At 71.2% G+C, this 16,997-nt stretch carries 18 protein-coding genes; 1 reads left to right on the top strand and 17 read right to left on the bottom strand.

From position 1 onward, the window contains the following. Nucleotides 1-2: 2 nt before the first annotated feature. Genes cbiB through IP65_RS12095 form a run of 12 tightly spaced genes read right to left on the bottom strand, consistent with a single transcriptional unit; the run spans nucleotide 3 to nucleotide 9,718 of the window. Nucleotides 3-953, bottom strand: coding sequence for an adenosylcobinamide-phosphate synthase CbiB (gene cbiB, locus IP65_RS12150; RefSeq protein ID WP_054131927.1), 951 nt, complete (start codon nucleotides 951-953; stop codon nucleotides 3-5). Further along, complete coding sequence (locus IP65_RS12145; protein ID WP_231627704.1) at nucleotides 946-1,923, bottom strand: aminotransferase class I/II-fold pyridoxal phosphate-dependent enzyme; 978 nt, start codon at nucleotides 1,921-1,923, stop codon at nucleotides 946-948. Before IP65_RS12145 ends, cbiB begins: the two co-directional genes overlap by 8 nt. After that, nucleotides 1,920-2,642, bottom strand: coding sequence for an adenosylcobinamide-GDP ribazoletransferase (locus IP65_RS12140; protein WP_054131925.1), 723 nt, complete (start codon nucleotides 2,640-2,642; stop codon nucleotides 1,920-1,922). The genes IP65_RS12145 and IP65_RS12140 overlap by 4 nt, the downstream gene beginning before the upstream one ends. Then, nucleotides 2,639-3,208: a histidine phosphatase family protein gene (locus tag IP65_RS12135; protein WP_054131924.1), complete on the bottom strand. Its 570-nt coding sequence runs from the start codon at nucleotides 3,206-3,208 to the stop codon at nucleotides 2,639-2,641. Before IP65_RS12135 ends, IP65_RS12140 begins: the two co-directional genes overlap by 4 nt. After that, on the bottom strand, nucleotides 3,205-4,245 hold the full coding sequence (cobT, locus tag IP65_RS12130; RefSeq protein WP_054131923.1) for a nicotinate-nucleotide--dimethylbenzimidazole phosphoribosyltransferase: 1,041 nt from the start codon (nucleotides 4,243-4,245) through the stop codon (nucleotides 3,205-3,207). Before cobT ends, IP65_RS12135 begins: the two co-directional genes overlap by 4 nt. Continuing rightward, nucleotides 4,242-4,649, bottom strand: coding sequence for a DUF1636 domain-containing protein (locus tag IP65_RS12125; RefSeq protein WP_022677918.1), 408 nt, complete (start codon nucleotides 4,647-4,649; stop codon nucleotides 4,242-4,244). The genes cobT and IP65_RS12125 overlap by 4 nt, the downstream gene beginning before the upstream one ends. Nucleotides 4,650-4,681: 32 nt before the next feature. Further along, nucleotides 4,682-5,290 (bottom strand): cob(I)yrinic acid a,c-diamide adenosyltransferase, encoded by a 609-nt coding sequence (cobO, locus tag IP65_RS12120; RefSeq protein WP_054131922.1) that lies wholly within the window; start codon nucleotides 5,288-5,290, stop codon nucleotides 4,682-4,684. After that, nucleotides 5,277-6,044 (bottom strand): precorrin-6A synthase (deacetylating), encoded by a 768-nt coding sequence (cobF, locus tag IP65_RS12115; RefSeq protein ID WP_054131921.1) that lies wholly within the window; start codon nucleotides 6,042-6,044, stop codon nucleotides 5,277-5,279. The genes cobO and cobF overlap by 14 nt, the downstream gene beginning before the upstream one ends. Then, complete coding sequence (locus IP65_RS12110; protein ID WP_054131920.1) at nucleotides 6,041-7,354, bottom strand: cobyrinate a,c-diamide synthase; 1,314 nt, start codon at nucleotides 7,352-7,354, stop codon at nucleotides 6,041-6,043. The genes cobF and IP65_RS12110 overlap by 4 nt, the downstream gene beginning before the upstream one ends. Further along, nucleotides 7,351-8,133, bottom strand: a complete 783-nt coding sequence (cobM, locus tag IP65_RS12105) for a precorrin-4 C(11)-methyltransferase (protein WP_054131919.1) — start codon at nucleotides 8,131-8,133, stop codon at nucleotides 7,351-7,353. The genes IP65_RS12110 and cobM overlap by 4 nt, the downstream gene beginning before the upstream one ends. Beyond that, nucleotides 8,130-8,507 carry a cobalamin biosynthesis protein gene (locus IP65_RS12100; protein WP_054131918.1) on the bottom strand — a complete coding sequence of 126 codons (378 nt, stop codon included), beginning with the start codon at nucleotides 8,505-8,507 and terminating at the stop codon, nucleotides 8,130-8,132. The genes cobM and IP65_RS12100 overlap by 4 nt, the downstream gene beginning before the upstream one ends. A 2-nt stretch (nucleotides 8,508-8,509) precedes the next feature. Then, a complete protein-coding gene (locus IP65_RS12095) occupies nucleotides 8,510-9,718 on the bottom strand; it encodes a bifunctional cobalt-precorrin-7 (C(5))-methyltransferase/cobalt-precorrin-6B (C(15))-methyltransferase (RefSeq protein ID WP_054131917.1) in 1,209 nt (402 codons plus the stop codon). Here IP65_RS12095 and IP65_RS12090 point away from each other — a divergent pair. Beyond that, complete coding sequence (locus IP65_RS12090; RefSeq protein ID WP_054131916.1) at nucleotides 9,717-10,478, top strand: cobalt-precorrin-6A reductase; 762 nt, start codon at nucleotides 9,717-9,719, stop codon at nucleotides 10,476-10,478. The genes IP65_RS12095 and IP65_RS12090 overlap by 2 nt on opposite strands. On the opposite strand, the gene cobJ is transcribed toward IP65_RS12090, so the two are convergent. Genes cobJ through cobN form a run of 5 tightly spaced genes read right to left on the bottom strand, consistent with a single transcriptional unit; the run spans nucleotide 10,442 to nucleotide 16,988 of the window. After that, the gene (gene cobJ / locus IP65_RS12085; RefSeq protein WP_022676219.1) at nucleotides 10,442-11,203 is read right to left on the bottom strand and encodes a precorrin-3B C(17)-methyltransferase; all 762 of its coding nucleotides are present in this window, start codon (nucleotides 11,201-11,203) and stop codon (nucleotides 10,442-10,444) included. The genes IP65_RS12090 and cobJ overlap by 37 nt on opposite strands. Continuing rightward, complete coding sequence (gene cobI / locus IP65_RS12080; protein ID WP_054131915.1) at nucleotides 11,200-11,943, bottom strand: precorrin-2 C(20)-methyltransferase; 744 nt, start codon at nucleotides 11,941-11,943, stop codon at nucleotides 11,200-11,202. Before cobI ends, cobJ begins: the two co-directional genes overlap by 4 nt. Next, nucleotides 11,940-12,569 (bottom strand): precorrin-8X methylmutase, encoded by a 630-nt coding sequence (locus IP65_RS12075; RefSeq protein ID WP_022676220.1) that lies wholly within the window; start codon nucleotides 12,567-12,569, stop codon nucleotides 11,940-11,942. Before IP65_RS12075 ends, cobI begins: the two co-directional genes overlap by 4 nt. After that, nucleotides 12,553-13,713: a cobalamin biosynthesis protein CobG gene (locus IP65_RS12070; protein ID WP_054131914.1), complete on the bottom strand. Its 1,161-nt coding sequence runs from the start codon at nucleotides 13,711-13,713 to the stop codon at nucleotides 12,553-12,555. The genes IP65_RS12075 and IP65_RS12070 overlap by 17 nt, the downstream gene beginning before the upstream one ends. Beyond that, on the bottom strand, nucleotides 13,710-16,988 hold the full coding sequence (cobN, locus tag IP65_RS12065; protein WP_054131913.1) for a cobaltochelatase subunit CobN: 3,279 nt from the start codon (nucleotides 16,986-16,988) through the stop codon (nucleotides 13,710-13,712). The genes IP65_RS12070 and cobN overlap by 4 nt, the downstream gene beginning before the upstream one ends. Between the last annotated feature and the right edge of the window lie 9 nt (nucleotides 16,989-16,997).

Genomic DNA, 16,997 nt, shown 5'->3' with positions numbered 1-16,997 from the left:
CTTCATCCCTTCCACACCAGCACCACGCCCAGCGCCACCGCGATCAACAGCGCGCAGGCCCGCCGATAGAGCCGCAGCGCCCGCGCCACATCATGCGCATCGGCCGCCGCGCGCCCCTGCCCGATCCACTCCTTGGCCACGGCCACGCCATCATAGGCGAGCGGCCCGGCCAGCCGCAGGCCCAGCGAGCCCGCCATCGCCGCCTCGGTCCACCCCGCATTGGGCGAGGCATGCCGGCAGTGATCGCGCCACAGCACCGCCCAGCCGCCACCGCCCGCCAGGCACAGCAAGACCGCGCCCAGCCGCGCCGGCAGCAGGTTCAGCGCATCGTCCAGCCGCGCCGCCGCCCAGCCGAACGGGCCCCACGGCGCCTCGCGATGGCCGATCAGGCTGTCGGCGGTGTTGATCGCCTTGTAGGCCCACAGCCCCGGCAGGCCGGCCAAGACCAGCCAGAACAGCGGCGCCGCCACCCCATCGCAAAAGCTTTCCGCCAGGCTTTCGATCGCGGCGCGGGCCACCCCGGCGCGGTCGAGCGTGGCCGTATCGCGGCCCACGATCATCGCCACGGCGCGCCGCGCGCCCGCAAGATCATCGCGCGCCAGGGCCAGCGCCACCGGCCGCACGTGATCGTGCAGGCTGCGCAGGGCAAGGCCTGGCCAGGCCAGCAGGCCGATCACGATCCACGCCCAGCCGCCGGCAAGCCAGGTTGCCAGGGCCTGGAGCACGCCAGCGAGGCCAATCGCCACGGCCAGCAATATCAGCACTGTAACCACGCCCATGGCGCGGCGACGCCCCGCGCTCCACTGCGGGCGATTGCCAAGGCGCGCGCACCAGCCGATCACGCGGGCAAAGCCGCCTACCGGATGGCCCACGCGCGCATAGAGCGCCGCTGGCCAGCCGAGCGCGAGATCGAGCGCCAGCGCGAGTGCCAGGGCAGCGAGCGTTTCACCCATGGCGGGGCAAGGCCTGCACCAGTCGCGCCAGACCCGCTGCATCGCCTGGCAGGCCCAGCCGCAACCAATCCGGCTGATCGGCAAACGGCCGCGTCAGGATATGCTGCTGCGCCAGATGGGCGAACAGGCCGGCCCCGTTCACGCCGCGCACCAGGCGAAACAGCGGGCAGGCCCCGCCAACGGTATAGCCCTTGGCCCGCAGCGCCGCGTCCAGGCTTGCCGCCCGCTTCGGCAAGGCATTACGCTCGGCGGCGATCCAGGCAGTATCACGATAGGCCGCCTGGCCCACTGCCAGCGCCGCCGCGCACAGGGGCCAGGCCCCCAGCCGCGCCCGCAACGCCGCCAACAGCGCGCGCGGCCCCAGCACAAAGCCCAGGCGCAGGCCCGCCAGGCCAAAGAACTTGCCGAACGAGCGGAAGATCACCAGCCGCTGCGCGTCGGCAATGTCGCCGGCCAGGCTGGCTTGCGGGTGCGCGTCGGCAAAGGCTTCATCCAGCAAGAGCCAGCCATGATCCCCGCGCCGGTGCAACAATTCGCGCAGCATCGGCGGCGTCAACAGGCGGCCATCGGGGTTGTTGGGATTGGCCAGGACCAGGCTGGCGCCATCGGCGCTTTCCGGGTCGGCCACCGCCACGCTGGCGCGCAGCATCTCGGCATGGGTGCGATAGCCCGGCACGGCATGGCAGCCCGTGCCACCGATCAGATCGCCTATCAGCCGCAGCCCGATCTCGGTGCCAGGCACGGCGCAGACATGGGCGGCCGCGCAGCCAAAGTGCACCGCCGCGGCCTGCTCCAGGCCGCGCAGCGCGCTTTCATCGGGCAGGGCCTGCCAATCCACCGACGCCGCCACCGCCCCGGCGTGAGGCCAGGGGCATGGGTTGATCCCGGTGGACAGGTCCAGCCAAGGCCCATCACCAAACTGCGCGCGCGCCGCCGCCAGCCCGCCGCCATGCCAGGTGAAGCGGTTCAGCCCCACAACCGCCCCGCAATGCATAAGGCCAGTAATAGAACGGTTTCGTTCCATTCGATGCCGGCGCCATGGCCATCGCCGGAAATACCGCCGATCCGCACCTTGAGCCACCAGCCCCACAGCGCCATGCCCGGCACCGCGATCAGCAAGGCCGGATACCACCAGGCGGCCAGCGCCAGCGCGCCGGCCCACAGCACCAGATCGCGGCGGCGCACCACACCGGCAAAACGCGCCCCCAGCCCGGCGTGCAAGGGCGGCAGCCAGCGCGCCCAGGCAAGCGGGCCAAGGCGTGCGGCGAAAGGCACCCAGACGATGCCCGCCATCATGCCCTGCGCCACCAGCGCATGGAGCAGCACCAGCTTGGCCATGAGTTGCATCACCACCGCCACCACGCCAAAGCTGCCGACGTGCGGATCGGCCAGCACCGCCAGCAACCGCGCGCGATCGCGATGGGCAGCGCCGCTGGCATCGGCCAGATCGGCCAGGCCATCGAGATGCAGCGCGCCCGTCACGGCCACCCATGCCATCAGGCCGGCCATCGCCCCAATCCACGGATCGAGCCACCCACCAGCCCAGGCCGCCCCGGCCACGCAGCCACCCACGATCACGCCCACGGCGGGAAACCACCGTATCGAGGCGGCAAAATCGCCAGCGTCGGCAGCCACGCGCGGCGTGGGCAGGCGGGTGAGGAACTGCGTTGCCAGTAAAAAGCCTTTCATGTGGCCAGCCCCACGATCTGCGCTGAGGGTCGCGCCCCGGGCCAGACCCGCAGGCTGAGCAGCGCGGCATAGGGCAGGTCAAACGCCCAGGCCTGTTCCGACACAAACCCGCACAGCACGGTGAGCGCGGCACGCATCGCGCCACCGTGCGTCACCACCAGGGTGTCGCTGCCGGGCAGATCGGCCAGTGCCGCCGCTACCCGCGCGCGCAGCGCGGACCAGCGCTCTCCACCCGGCGGGGCGTGAGCATCGGGATCGACCCAGAACGCGGTCAGCGCCGCGCAGCTTACCTGCGCGGGGGCGAGACCATCCCAAGCGCCGAAATCCAGCTCGCGCCAGCGCCGGTCCAGCTGCACCGGCAGGGCGCGCGGGGCGGCAATGGCCTGGGCAGCAGCAGCACAGCGGCGCAGGTCCGATGCCACGATGCCGGCAAAATCCACGCTTTGCGCCCGCTGCGTACAGGCAGCCAGGCCAGCAGCCGTGGGCGCCATGTCGTCGTGGCCCAGCAAGAGCCCAGGCGTGGCCGGCGCGCCGTGGCGCAACAGATGCAGCAGGAAGCCGCTCACGCCTGCCCTTCCGCGCCCGCTGCCGCGCCCGATGCCACGCCGGCCTGGGCAAAGGTTGCCATCTGGTCGTGCGCGGCAAGCGCGGCGCGGATCACCCCTACGGCCACCGCAGCGCCGCTGCCCTCGCCCAGCCGCATGCCCAGGTTGAGCAGCGGCACCAGCCCCAGCCGCGCCAGCAGGCGCACATGCCCCGGTTCGGCCGAACAGTGCCCGGCCAGGCAATGATCGACGATGCCCGGTGCCACCACCGCCAGTGGCGCCAGGGCAGCACAGGTGATGAAGCCGTCGAGCACCACCGGAACGCGCAAGGCCCGCGCGCGCAACACCGCGCCAGCCATCGCCGCAATCTCTCGCCCGCCCAGCCGGCGCAGGGTTTCGAACGGGGTGTGCGGCGCATCGGCATGGAAGGCCAGCGCTTGAGCGATCACCGCAACCTTGCGCGCCACGCCGGCGGCATCGAGCCCGGTGCCCGGCCCGGCCCACTCCGCCGCGCTGCCCCCCAGGCTGAGGGCGCAGAGCGCGGCAGCGGCCGTGGTATTGCCGATGCCCATTTCACCTAGCGTCAGGATATCAAGATCGGGCGTAACCACTGCGGCACCTGCGTTGAGGGCCGCCAGGCATTCCGCCTCGGTCATCGCCGGGGCGGCAGTGAAATCGGCGGTGGGACGATCAAGATCGAGCGGCACCACCATCAACTCAAGGCCGGCAACGCCCGCCAGCGCATTGATCGCCGCGCCCCCGGCGGCAAAGTTGGCCACCATGGCGGCGGTCACGCTGGTGGGAAAGGCGCTGACGCCATGCACCATAAAGCCATGGTTGCCGGCAAAGATCGCGGTGCGCCCGCGCGCGATCACCGGGCGTTCGCGCCCCTGCCAGCCGGCCATGAACACGGCGATGTCTTCCAGCCGGCCCAGCGATCCGGGCGGCTTTGTCAGATCATCCTGCCGCGCCCGCGCTGCGGCGGCCGCCGCAGCATCGGGCAGGGCCAGATCGGCAAGCGCCGCATCGAACGCGGCCGGAGAAGCAAACGCGCTCATGCCGCGACGAACCCGGCCGGCGGGGTGCGGCTAATGAAATGGCCTTTCACCCCTTGCGGCCATTCCTTGAACGGCACGCGCCCATGCTCGCTTTGCGCATAGGCGGCGGCATAATCGAGGATTGCCGTGGCGGCCGCTTCGTCCGCGTCAAAACGGCCGAGAACATAGCCCACCTTGCCCGGCGCGCGCAGGTGCACGGTGCAGTGGTCCTTGCAGGCAAACAGGCAGGCCATTTCCTGCACGGCAATCCCGGCATAGCGGGCATCGCCCTGCTGCACCGTGCGCAGCGCCGCCAAAAGCCGCGCACCACCGCGCTGGCCCTGGTCATCCTCGCGCAGGTCAGCGCTCAACCGGCAGGTGTTGCAGGCCACCACGGCGGGGCCATCGTCAACGGGGGTAAGCATGGGGGAAATCCTTGTGATGCAAACGGAACATGTCAGAACTCGATACCCGCCTGGGCTTTCACCCCGGCGCGGAACGGATGCTTGATCTGGGCCATTTCGGTGACGAGATCGGCCGCCGCGATCAGTTCGTCGCGCGCGTTGCGGCCCGTCACGATCACGTGCTTCATCGCCGGGCGCGCGGTCAGCACGGCCAGCACCTCGTCGAGCGGCAGATAGTCGTAGCGCAGCACGATATTGAGTTCGTCGGCCAGGACCATGGCATAGGCCGGATCGGCGATCATGCGCTTGACCTCGTCCCAGGCGGCGCGGGCCACGGCCACATCGCGCGCGCGGTCCTGCGTGTCCCAGGTAAAGCCTTCGCCCATCGGCTTGAACTCGACGTGGGCGGGAAAGGCATCGAACACGGCCTTTTCGCCGGTGGTCATTGCGCCCTTGACGAACTGCACCACGCCCACGCGCTGGCCATGGCCGATGGCGCGCACCACCATGCCCATGGCCGCAGTGGTCTTGCCCTTGCCCTTGCCGGTATGGACGATCAGCAGGCCCTTTTCCTGCGTCTTGGTGGCCATGATCTTGTCGCGCGCGGCCTGTTTCTTGCGCATCTTGTCGGCGTGGCGCGCGTCTTCATCACCAGCTTGCATCGCCCGTTTCCTTTTTCAGCAGATAGATGTCCATGATCCAGCCATGCTGCGCGCGCAGCGCGGCACGGCGGGCGAGAATGCGCGGGGCCACCGCGGCCAGCGGGCCATGCTCGAGTGCCTGATGCGCCATGCCCAGATACGCGCCCCACCAGATGGTGATGCCCGCTGGCTCCAGCGTGGCAAACGCGCCGCCCGCATCGAGCATCACGACAAGATGATCAGCCCCCGCCGGCCAGCCATGGGCGCGCAGCAGGCGGCCGGTGGTGATCATGACCGGCCCGGCCAGCGGATTGAGCGGGATGGCATGGGCGGCGGTCAGCGCCGCGATGCTGGTGATCCCCGGCACGACCTGCACCGCCAGGGCCGCACCCTGCCCCATCAGCCGCGCCGCGATGCGCAGGCTGCTGTCATAGAGCGCCGGATCACCCCACACCAATAGCGCGGCGCGGCCGCCCTGCGGCAGGGCCTGGGCCAGGGTGGCCTGCCACACCCGCGCGATGGCGTGATGCCAGGCATCCACCGCCGCCGCATAATCGCCCGCGCCATCGCGTAGCGGCATGGCGAATTCGACGATCGGTACGGCCCGCGCCAGCACCGTCGCGCAGATCGTGCGGCGCAGGTCGATCAGCCCAGCCTTGTCCGCGCCCTTGTCGGGCAGCAGGATCACGTCGGCGCCATTGATCGCGCGCACCGCCGCCAGGGTAAGGTGATCGGGGTTGCCCGTGCCGATCCCGATAAGATCGAGCTGGATCACGCGGCCCCCGCAATCATGTGGAAGAACGTGCCCGTGACCTGCCCGCGCCGTGATCCGCTTTCCGCCACGGCCGCGCCGTTGGCATCGGCCACCTGCGCCAGCGGTGCATCGCCTTGAGCCAGGATGGTGCAATAGTGGAATTCGTGGCCGCGCAGCGCAGTGCCCGCCGCCATGCTGCCCACCGGCGCCAGCAGCCGGGCCGCGCGATAGCCCAGGTGCAGGCGCCGCTGCGCATGGCTGGTTTCCAGGTCCAGCAGCCCTGCCATGGCGTGGCGCGCACCGGCCTTGTCGACCAGGCCCTGGCCCAGCACCATGTAACCACCGCACTCCCCATGCACCGGGCGGGTCTGCGCGTGGCGGCGCAGGCCAGCCAGGAATGTCCCTGCCGCCGCGATCGCCCCGGCATGCAGTTCGGGATAGCCGCCGGGCAGCCAGACGATGTCCGCATCGGCGTGCGGCGGTTCATCGGCCAGCGGCGAGAACGGCATGATCTGCGCGCCGGCCGCGCGCCAGCCATGCAGCAGGTGGGGATAGAGAAACGAGAATGCCGCGTCGCGGGCCACGGCAAGCCGCTGCGCCGGTGGCGGCGGCAGCGCGGCTGATGCGGTGGCCGGGGCGCCCATTGTGCGCGCCGCTGCAACCAGCGCTGCCAGATCGACATGCTCGCGCACGAAGGCGGCCAGATCATCCAGGCGGGCGGGCAGATCGGGATGCTCCACCGCCTGGACCAGGCCCAGGTGCCGCTCTGGCAAGGCAAGGTCTGCGCGGCGCGGCAGGGCGCCCAGCACAGGCATGCCGATCGCCGCCATGCCGGCGCGCAGCAAGCTTTCATGGCGCGGGCTTGCCACCTTGTTGAGGATGACGCCGGCCACCGGCAGCGCGGCATCGAACCGCGCAAAGCCCAGCGCCGTCGCTGCCGCCGATTGCGCCTGGCCCGAGGCATCGAGCACCAGCACCACCGGCCAGCCCAGCCGGCGCGCCACATCAGCACTGGCGCCGTTACCGGTGGCGCCCGCGCTGGCGACGCCATCGAACAGGCCCATCGATCCTTCAGCCAGGGCCAGATCGGCGCCACCAGCCTGGCTTGCCAGAGCATCGATCAGGCCGGGCACCATGGCCCAGCTATCGAGGTTGAACGATGCGCGCCCGCAGGCGGCCTGGTGAAACGCCGGATCGATATAGTCCGGCCCGTTCTTGAATGGCTGCACCGCCAGCCCCTGGCCATGCAACGCGCGCAGCAGGCCCAGCATCAGCGTGGTCTTGCCCGCGCCCGAACTGGGCGCCGCGATCATCAGACCCGGCCCGCTCATGCGGGCGCCCCGTCGCTTTCGCCGCCATGCTGCGGGCGAAAGCGGCGATCATAATCGGCGGCATAGAGGCTGCTTTCGACAAAATCAGTAGCGCCCAACACGCGGCCGACCAGGATCAGCGCGGTGCGCTCCATCGTGCCGGCCACGGCGGCCTCCACGCTGTCCAGCGTGGCGCGCACCACGCGCTGATCGGGCCAACTGGCGCGCCACACCACCGCCACCGGGCAATCGCCGCCATAATCGGGCAGCAGATCGGCCACCACTTGCGCCAGGTTGTGGATCGACAGGTGAATGGCGAGCGTCGCGCCGGTCTGGGCAAAGGCCACCAGAGTTTCGCGCGGTGGCATCGCACTGGCCCGGCCCGGCGTGCGGGTCAGCACCACCGACTGCCCCAGCGCCGGCAGCGTCAGTTCGCTTTCCAGTGCGGCGGCGGCGGCGGCAAAGGCCGGCACGCCGGGCGTGATGGTGAAGGGAATGCCTAGCGCCCGTAAGGCCCGCAGTTGCTCGCCCAACGCAGACCACACCGACAGATCGCCCGAATGCAGCCGCGCGACATCGTGGCCAGCGGCATGGGCCTGGATGATGTGGTCCATGATCTGGTCAAGCGAGAGCGGCGCCGTGTTCACGATGTGCGCGCCGGGCGGGCAATGGGCGAGCAGTGCCGTGGGCACCAGCGACCCGGCATAGAGGCACACCGGGCACGCGGCGATACGATCGCGCCCGCGCAAGGTGATGAGATCGGGCGCGCCGGGGCCGGCGCCGATAAAATGGACCGTCATTGTTCAATTTCCTGGGCATGGCCCTGAGCAAGGGCACAAGTGGCCATGCGATCGGGCGATATCTGGCGGTGGCACAGCAACTGCGCGCCCGGCCCCGCTGCGGCCAGCGCGGCTGCTTCAGCCAGGCTGCCAGTGCCGCGCGTGCGCAGGCTGGCGGCGGATTGCGTGGCCGTGCCGCAGCGCTGCACGGCATCGGCCGCCACCGGGATCAGCGGCAGGCCCAGCGCGCGCGCCAGCGGCGCCAGCGCCGGGGCCTTGTCTGCCGCCGTGGCCAGATGCGTGGCGGCCGGCAGCCCTTGCTGGGCCATGGCAAAGGCCGCGTGCAGGGCAGCAAGCGGGGCGCCCGCGCGAAAGCCCAGGCCGGCGACGATCATTGTCATCGCACCACGCTCCACTGCACGATCGGATAGCGCGCCTTCCAGCCATGCCGCGTGCCGAGTGGCGCGGCGTCGGCCAGTTCGATCCGCAACAGGCTGCCGCCAACGCGGCCATACCAGGCGGTAAGCAGGGCTTCGGATTCCAACGTCACGGCATTGGCGAGCAGCCGCGTGCCGGCCGGCAGCCGCGCCCATAGCGCATCGAGCAGCGCGGCCGACAGCCCGCCGCCGATGAACACCGCATCGGGCGGCGGATCATCGGGCAGGCACGCCGGCGCGCGGCCGGTGATCACGCGCAGGCGATCCACGCCCAGTGCCCCGGCATTGCCGCGCACGCGGGCGGCACGCTGCGGATCGGCCTCGATCGCCACGGCGCGGTTGGCGGGATGGGCCAGCAGCCATTCGATGCCGACAGAGCCAGAGCCGGCGCCGATATCCCAGAGCAGTTCACCCGCGCGTGGCGCCAGCGCCGCCAGGGTGAGCGCGCGCACGGCTGACTTGGTGATCTGGCCATCGGCGGCGAACAGCGCATCGGGCCGTCCGGGCGTGAGCGGCAGAGCCAGCCCCTGCCCGGCAACGACAATGCCCACCGCCACCGGATGGGCGACATCGCCAAGGGCAAAAGCCTGCGCCTCAAAGCAACGCACCCGCTCGCGCGGGCCGCCCAGCGCTTCGAGCACGCATAGCGTGCTGGCGCCAAAGCCCAGCGCGACGAGATAGGCTGCCAGGTCTGCCACCGCCGCGCCATCGCGCAACAGGGCAATCACGCGCTGGCCGGGCGCGAGATGCGGACGCATGCGCGCCAGCGGCGCGGCGTGGAGGCCCAGGCACGCGCAATCCTGCACTGCCCAGCCCAGGCGCGCCGCCGCCAGGGAAAACGTCGATGGCTGCGGATGGGCCAGCCATTCGTGCGGCGCGAGGTGGGTGATGACACTGCTGCCGGCACCGAACCAGAATGGATCACCCGATGCGAGCATCGCCACACGGCGCCCACGCAAAGCGAGCAATTGGGCGACACCATCGGCAAAGGGCACTGGCCATTCCACCGCCTTGGCCTTAAGCGAGCCCAGCAAGGCCAGATGGCGCGGCGGGCCGATCACCACCTCGGCCTCGTCCAGTTCGGCCAAGGCCACCGGGGACAGGCCGTCGCGGCCGTTTTCGCCAAGGCCGATGATCGTCAACCATGCGCGCAAAGGGGTATCAGCCATGGCCAATGTCCTGCTGCTGGGCGGAACGAGCGAGGCCAGCGCGCTGGCCCGCCTGCTTGCCGCGCAAGGCATTGCCGCCCGGTTGAGCTATGCCGGGCGCACCCACGCCCCGCTGGCGCAGCCCCTGCCCACGCGGATCGGCGGCTTTGGCGGCGTGGCCGGGCTGGCCGCCTATCTGCGCGAGGAAGGCATCACCCACCTGGTCGATGCCACCCATCCCTTTGCCGCGCAGATCAGCGCCCATGCCATCGCCGCCGCCGCGCAGGCCGGGGTGCCGCTTATCGCGCTTACCCGCCCGGCCTGGCAGGGCCAGCCGCAAGACCGCTGGACCATGGTGCCAGACGTGGCCGGCGCCGTAGCGGCCCTCGCTGGCCCGGCGCGGCGTGTGATGCTGGCGTTGGGGCGGCTGCACGTGGCCGATTTCTTGGCCCAGCCGCAGCATGACTATCTGCTGCGCTTTGTCGATGCGCCCGCCGCACCGCCGCCCTTGCCGCGCCATCGCCTGGTGGTGGACCGGGGGCCGTTCACCGTGGCGGGCGATCTGGCGCTGCTGCGCGACCAGGCGATCGACGTGGTGGTATGCAAGAACGCCGGCGGCAGCGGCGCGCAGGCCAAGCTGATCGCCGCGCGCGCGCTGGGCCTGCCGGTGATCATGATCGACCGGCCGTTCATCCCGCCACGCCAGAAAGTGCATGAGCCAGCGCAAGTGCTGGACTGGATCGCTCATGGCGCCACCCCGCCCGCGCTGCGCGGGGTGTAGAGCAGCGGGCCAGCGGCACGCGCCACGATCCGCGTCTGGCTCGATCCCACGATGACCACGGTGCGCATGTCGGCCATCTCGGGCCGCGCCTGGGCCAGCGAGACGATGCGTAGGTCTTCCTGCGGGGTGGAGACGGCGCGGGCAAACAGGATCGGCCGTTCCGTGCCGCAGCATGTGCGCAGCAATTCCAGCGCGCGGGCAAAGCCCTCTGGCCGCGCGCGAGAGCGCGGATTGTAGAGCGCCATGGCAAAATCCGCCTCTGCCGCCAGGCGCAGGCGCCGCGCGATCATGTCCCACGGCTTGAGATTGTCAGACAGGTTGATCGCGCAGAAATCGTGGCCCAGCGGCGCCCCGGCGCGGGCGGCAGCGGCGAGCATGGCGGTAATGCCGGGCAGCACGTCGATCGCCACATCGTCCCATGATGCCGGGCCGCTTTCCAGCACCTCGAACACGGCGGCGGCCATGGCGAATACGCCGGGATCGCCCGATGAGACCAGCACCACGCGGCGGCCCTGCGCCGCCAGATCGAGCGCATGGGCAGCGCGTTCGCGTTCGACGCGGTTGTCCGACGGATGCAGCACCAGGCCGGGGCGCGGCGCCACACGCGCGACATAGGGGATATAGCCCAGCACATCGGTGGCGGCATCGAGCGCGGCGCGCACCTGCGGGGTGATCATCGCCTCGCTGCCCGGGCCCAGCCCGGCGATCGCCAATGTGCCCGTCATGGCCGGCGCCCCTGGCCGTGGATCAACAGGATCGAGAAATAGGGCGTGACGGCTTGGGCCTCGCCCAGCGGCGTAACCCGCTGGCCGGGCATGGCGGCATGTTCCACCAGCCAGGCCTCCCCCTCGCGCCCGGCGGCGGCCACCGCGCGGCGCAGCTTGGCGAGGTGCCGCCCGATCTTCATCACCACCAGGGCATCGGTATCGCGGATGCGGCGGGTCAGTTCCGCCTCGGGCAGGGTGGCCATGGCCACGGTGAGCACGTCATCGCCCCAGGTGATGGGCACGCCGGTGGCATTCCACGCGCCCGCCATCCCGGTGATGCCCGGCACCACCTGCACGGGCACCTGCCCCGCCAGGCGGCTGTGCAGGTGCATGAACGAGCCATAGAAAAACGGGTCACCCTCGCACAGAACGACCACGTCTTCGCCGGCGCGGGCCAGATCGGCCAGGCGAGCGGTGCACGTGGCATAGAACGCGGCGAGACATGCGTTGTAGCGCGGATCGCTGACCGGGATTTCGGTGGTGACCGGGTATTCCATGGGAATTTCCACGGCATCGGCGCGCAGCAAGTCTGCCGCGATGCGCCGCGCCTGGCCCGGCCGCCCGGCCTTGCGGAAATAGGCGATGTGGCGTGTGCCGCGCACCAGCCGATCCGCACGCACGCTCAACAGGTCGGGCGCGCCGGGGCCCAGGCCAACGCCGTGGATCGTGCCAACCGGCGCAAGGACTGGCGCGCTCATTCCGCGTCGCTCGCCAAGGCGTTGATCGCGGCCACGGTGATCGCGCTGCCGCCCAGGCGCCCTTCGACGATGCAACACGACACGCCGTGCCACGCCCACAGCGCGGCCTTGGATTCGGCAGCGCCGACAAAGCCAACCGGGCAACCGATGATCGCGGCCGGGCGCGGGCAAGCCGGGTCTTCCAGCATGGTCAGCAGGTGGAACAGCGCGGTGGGCGCATTGCCGATCGCCACCACGCTGCCGGCAAGATGCGGTCGCCACAGTTCCAGCGCGGCGGCAGAGCGGGTGTTGCCCATGGCCTGGGCCAGGGCCGGCACTGCCGCATCATGCAGCGTGCACAGCACCGGATTGGCGGCGGGCAGGCGCGTGCGGGTGACGCCTTCCGAAACCATTCGCGCATCGCACAGGATCGGCGCTCCCGTGCGCAGCGCGGCGCGCGCCGCCGTGGCGAAATCGGCGGAAAAGCGAATGTGCGGCGCCAGTTCCACCATGCCCGCCGCGTGGATCATGCGCACCGCCACTGGCTCTTCGGCGGGTGAAAAGCGCGCCAGATCGGCCTCTGCCCGGATCGTGGCGAAAGACTGGCGATAGATGGCCGCGCCATCGGTTTCATAGACATGGGGCATTGGGCAGCTCCGCACTGGGGCAACTTGCAAACTGGTCGAGCGCTTGCTGGGCGGTGAGCGGCGCCTGGCACGGCGGCGCGCCAGCGGCGGCATCACGCGCCAGGTCGAACCGGCCATCGGCCCGGCCGGTGAGCACAAGATCGGTGGCGCGGGTGCAGGCACAGCCCTTGGCACAGCCCGATACGTGCAAGCTGCCGCGCACATGCGGCGCCAGGGCGATGGCAAGATCGCGCGTGGGCACATGGGCCTGCGGGCAGGCCGGCGCGCCGGGGCAGGCTTCCACCCGCAACAGCGGATCGGCCGGATCGGCAATCAGGCCTGGCACGGCATCGCCGCCGGCGCCTTCCACCATCAGCAGGCGCCAGGGCGTGATGCGCAGCGCTTGGGCGCCGGGCGCGGCCAGCGCGGTGGCCAGCACCGGCGCTGCAACCCGGCCGAATGGCGCGCCATGCACCATGCCGAGCGCGCAAGGCCCTGGCCGCCAGGCCAGCGCCAACGCCGCTGGCAGATCCTGCCCAGCCGCCCACGCAGGCAGCGGGGCATGATGGCGCGCCATGCGCCCCTGCCCGCCGCTTTGCACGAACCAGCGGGCCAGCGCGATCAGCCCGTCAACCTCTGCCCCGGACGTCAGGGCCACGCCATGGGCGCGCCCAGCCGCGCGCAGGATCAGGCCGCCATGCCTGCCGCGCTCGACTCGAAAATCGCCCGGCTCTGCCAGCAATTGCGGGTGCGATCCGGCGTCGATGACAAAGCCCGCCTTGGCCGGCAGCACCGGCAGTTCGTTGAGGCGCGCCAGCAGCGCCATGGCGATGCGGTGCGTGTCATCGCCATCGCGCCAGCCGGGCGCCACCAGCAGGTTGCGCCGCGCCTCTGCCAGCGGATCGGCATCGACCAGGCCCACCGCCAGCAGTTCGGCCAGCGCAGCCTGCCAACCCGCGTGATCGAGCCCGCGCAGCTGCAGGTTGCCCCGCCGCGACACATCGATCAGGCCATTGCCATGCCGCACGGCAAGCGCGCATACCGCTTGCGCAGCATCGCGAGACAGGCGCGCCAGGCGCGGCTTGATGCGCAACAGCAGGCCGTCGCCCGCCGCCATCGGGCGCCAGGCATCGGGGCACCAGCCTGCCACGCGAAAGCCGCTCATGCCCTGCCCCCCGCGTAATCGGCCAGATCGGCAAGAATGGCATTGCGCCGCGTGGCCCACAGGCCAGCGGCGTGCAGCGCGGCAAAGCCCTGCTGCATCGCGGCCAGGGCGCCGGGGTTCTCGCGCAACAGGAACGCGTACACTGCCGCATCGCCCAGGGTGGCCTGGTAATAGAGGTCGAACAGGTGCGCTGGCACGCTGCCAGGGGCGAGATGGGCAAAGGCGCCCAGGTGATCGAGCGTGGCGGCCAGTTCCGCCCCGCCGCGAAAGCCGTGGCGCATCATGCCCGCGATCCAGCCGGGATGGGCGGCGCGGGCGCGCACCACGCGGGCCAGTTCCTCGCCCAAGGGCCGCGCCACCGGCCGCGCGGGGTCGCGGCTGTCGAGGTGATAGAGCGCGGCCTTGCCCCCGGCCCCACCCCCGACCACGCCCTGCGCGGCGGCAAAGCCGGCCTCGTGCGCGGCATAGTCTGCGGCGAGCAGCAGGTCGGTTTCCGGCAGATCCTGGGCGTGGACAAAGGCGCCGGCCCGCCCCACGCGGGCGCGCAGGCCAGCAGGGTCTGGCTGCGCCGCGCCGGTATCAAAGGCGTGGTTTGATGCCGCCAGCCAGGCTTCACCCGCCGCGCGGCGGCCGGCGGCGTCATAGGTCTGCGCCGCCTGCCCCATGCTCAGGCCATAGCGCCCCGGCGCCGGGCCATAGACCCGCGCACCTGGCGCCTTGCCGACAAACGGGTTCCACTCCGCCGGCTCGTCGCGCGCGGCCAGGGCGCGCACCGCCTGCCCGAACAGCACCGGCAGCAGCGGAAAGGCATCGCGCAGCAGGCCCGAAATACGCAGCGTCACATCCAGACGCGGGTGATCGAGCCGAGCGATCGGCAGAATCTCGATCCCCGTCACCCGTTGCGAGGCGGCATCCCATTCCGGCCGCGCGCCCAACAGGTGCAGCGCCATGGCAAATTCCTCGCCACCGGTGCGCATCGTGGCCGAACCCCACAGGTCCACCACCAGGGCACGGGGATAATCGCCGTGATCCTGCAGATGGCGGCGCACCAGTTCCTGCGCCAGCACCACGCCTTGCGCATGGGCGGCGCGGCTTGGCACGGCGCGCGGATCGATCGCATAGAGATTGCGCCCGGTGGGCAGCACATCCGCCCGGCCGCGCCACGGCGATCCGGCCGGCCCCGCCGTAACCCGGCGCCCGTCGAGCGCGGCCAGCACACCATCGCGCTCTGCCCCGCCCTGCGGGCCGCGGCCGAATATGTGCAGGCCATCGCCATACTGGCTGTCCTTCACATCGCAGACAAAGCGGTCGATCCGGGCAATCGCCTCGGCCGGGGTGGCGGCCGGATCGATGCCCAGCTCTGCCTCAAGCCCCAGCGCCTGCGCCTGCGCGCGGATGGCCACGATCAGCCGGTCGCGCCGCGCCGGATCAAGGCCCACCGCGCCGGAAAACTCGTCGAGCAGCGACTCCAGCCCAGCCAGGCCCGCGCCGCTTTCCGTGCGCCGCAGCGGCGGCGGCATGTGGCCCAGCGTGACCGCGCCGATGCGGCGCTTGGCCTGCGCCGCCTCGCCCGGATCGTTGACAATGAAGGGATAGATCACCGGCAGGCTGCCGATCAGCGCCTCGGGCCAGCAGGCACCCGACAGCGCGACGGCCTTGCCCGGCAGCCATTCCAGCGTGCCATGCGCGCCCATGTGCAGCAGGGCATCGATCCCTTGCGCGCGCAGCCACAGATAAAACGCGACATAGCCATGGCGCGGGCAGCGCGACAGATCGTGATAGGCCTCGTCGCGCCCGGCCAGATCGCCGCGCTCGGGCTGCAACGCCACCAGCGCTTGCCCCGCGCGCAACGCGGCAAAGTGAAAGGCGCCATCGCGAACCGCCGGATCATCCTCTGGCGCGCCCCAGCTTTGTGCGAGATCCTGCTGCAGGGCCGGCGGCAGTTGCGCCAGCGCGGCGCGATAGGCGGCCAGAGGAAACGCCAAAGTCTCGTGGCCAAGCCGGCGGGCTAGGTCACCAGGCGGCGCCACCGCATACCCAGCGTTGGCCAGATCGGCGAGCAGCGCTGTGGTAGAAGCCAAAGCATCAAGGCCCACCGCATGGGCCATGGCATGCGCCTTGCCCGGATAAGTGGACAGCACCAAGGCCAGGCGCCGCTGCGCCACGGGGCGCCGGGCCAGCGCGATCCAGCCCGCCACCCGCGCCACGATGGCGTCGATCCGCGCCGGATCGGGCCGGTGCATGTGGCGGGCAAAGCCGAGATCGGCATCCTGCGTGCACGGTTCCTTGAAACTGGCAGCGCCGGCAAACAGCCGCCCGTCAATCTCTGGCAAAACGACATGCATGGCCAGGTCGGCCGGCGCCAAGCCGCGCACCGCCCCGGCCCAGCTTTCGCGCGTGCCAGTGGCCAGCGCCACCTGGAACACCGGCACGCCGGCCAGGTCCAGCGGGCTCTGCCCGGCATCGTCCTGCGCGGAAAAGGCCGTGGCATTGATGATCGCGGCCGGGCGCAGCCGGCCGAGTTCTGCCGCCGCCACCGCGCGCGATTGTGGTTCCTTGAGCGAGGTGACGTAAAGCCCCTGCGCAGCCAGGCCTGCTTCCTCCAGCGCGGTGATCAGCGCGGTTACCGGCGCAACATCGCGCGCGGTGAGATAGGCGCGGTAGAACACGACCAGCACCAGCGGGCGCGCGGCGTCCACCGCCTTGCCATGGGGATGCCACAGGCCCGCCGCCGGCAGCGGCGCCACCGGCGCGGCAAGCGCGGTTGCGTTCAGCGCCAGCCCGCCCGCCTGTGCCAGTGTCACTAGCGCGCGATGGGCAGCATCGGGCCCGCCCGCCTCGCACAGCGCGGCCAAATCGCGCAAGCTTTCGCGCGGCAAGGTAGAGGCTTCGTCAAGCTGCGGATCGGCCCGCCCGTCTGCCGGCAACACCGCAAGCGCCACGCCGCACGCGCGTGCCAGGGCCGCCACCTGCCCCAGGCCATAGCGCCACCACGAAACCCCGCCGATCAGGCGGATCAGGATCGCCCGCGCGCCAACCAGCGTGCGCTCGATATAGGTATCGACCGACAAGGGATGTTCCAGCGCGGCCAGATTGGCCAGGCGCAGCAGCGGGAACGCCGGATCGGCCTGGCGCGCCAGGTGCCAGCCAGCGGCAAAGGCGCCCAGGTCGCTGTCGGAAAACGACAGGACGACGAGCGGCGCCGGCGCCTGCCCCAGATCCTGGGGCACGGCCGTTTCCTCAAGCCCGTGGCTCTCGCGGAAGATGACGTGCATGGGCCCGCG

It is taken from the genome of Novosphingobium sp. AAP1, assembly GCF_001295765.1.
GTDB classification, from domain to species: Bacteria; Pseudomonadota; Alphaproteobacteria; order Sphingomonadales; family Sphingomonadaceae; genus Novosphingobium; species Novosphingobium capsulatum.
Note: the sequence above shows the minus strand (reverse complement) of the source record. Positions and strands in the feature narration are given on the sequence as shown.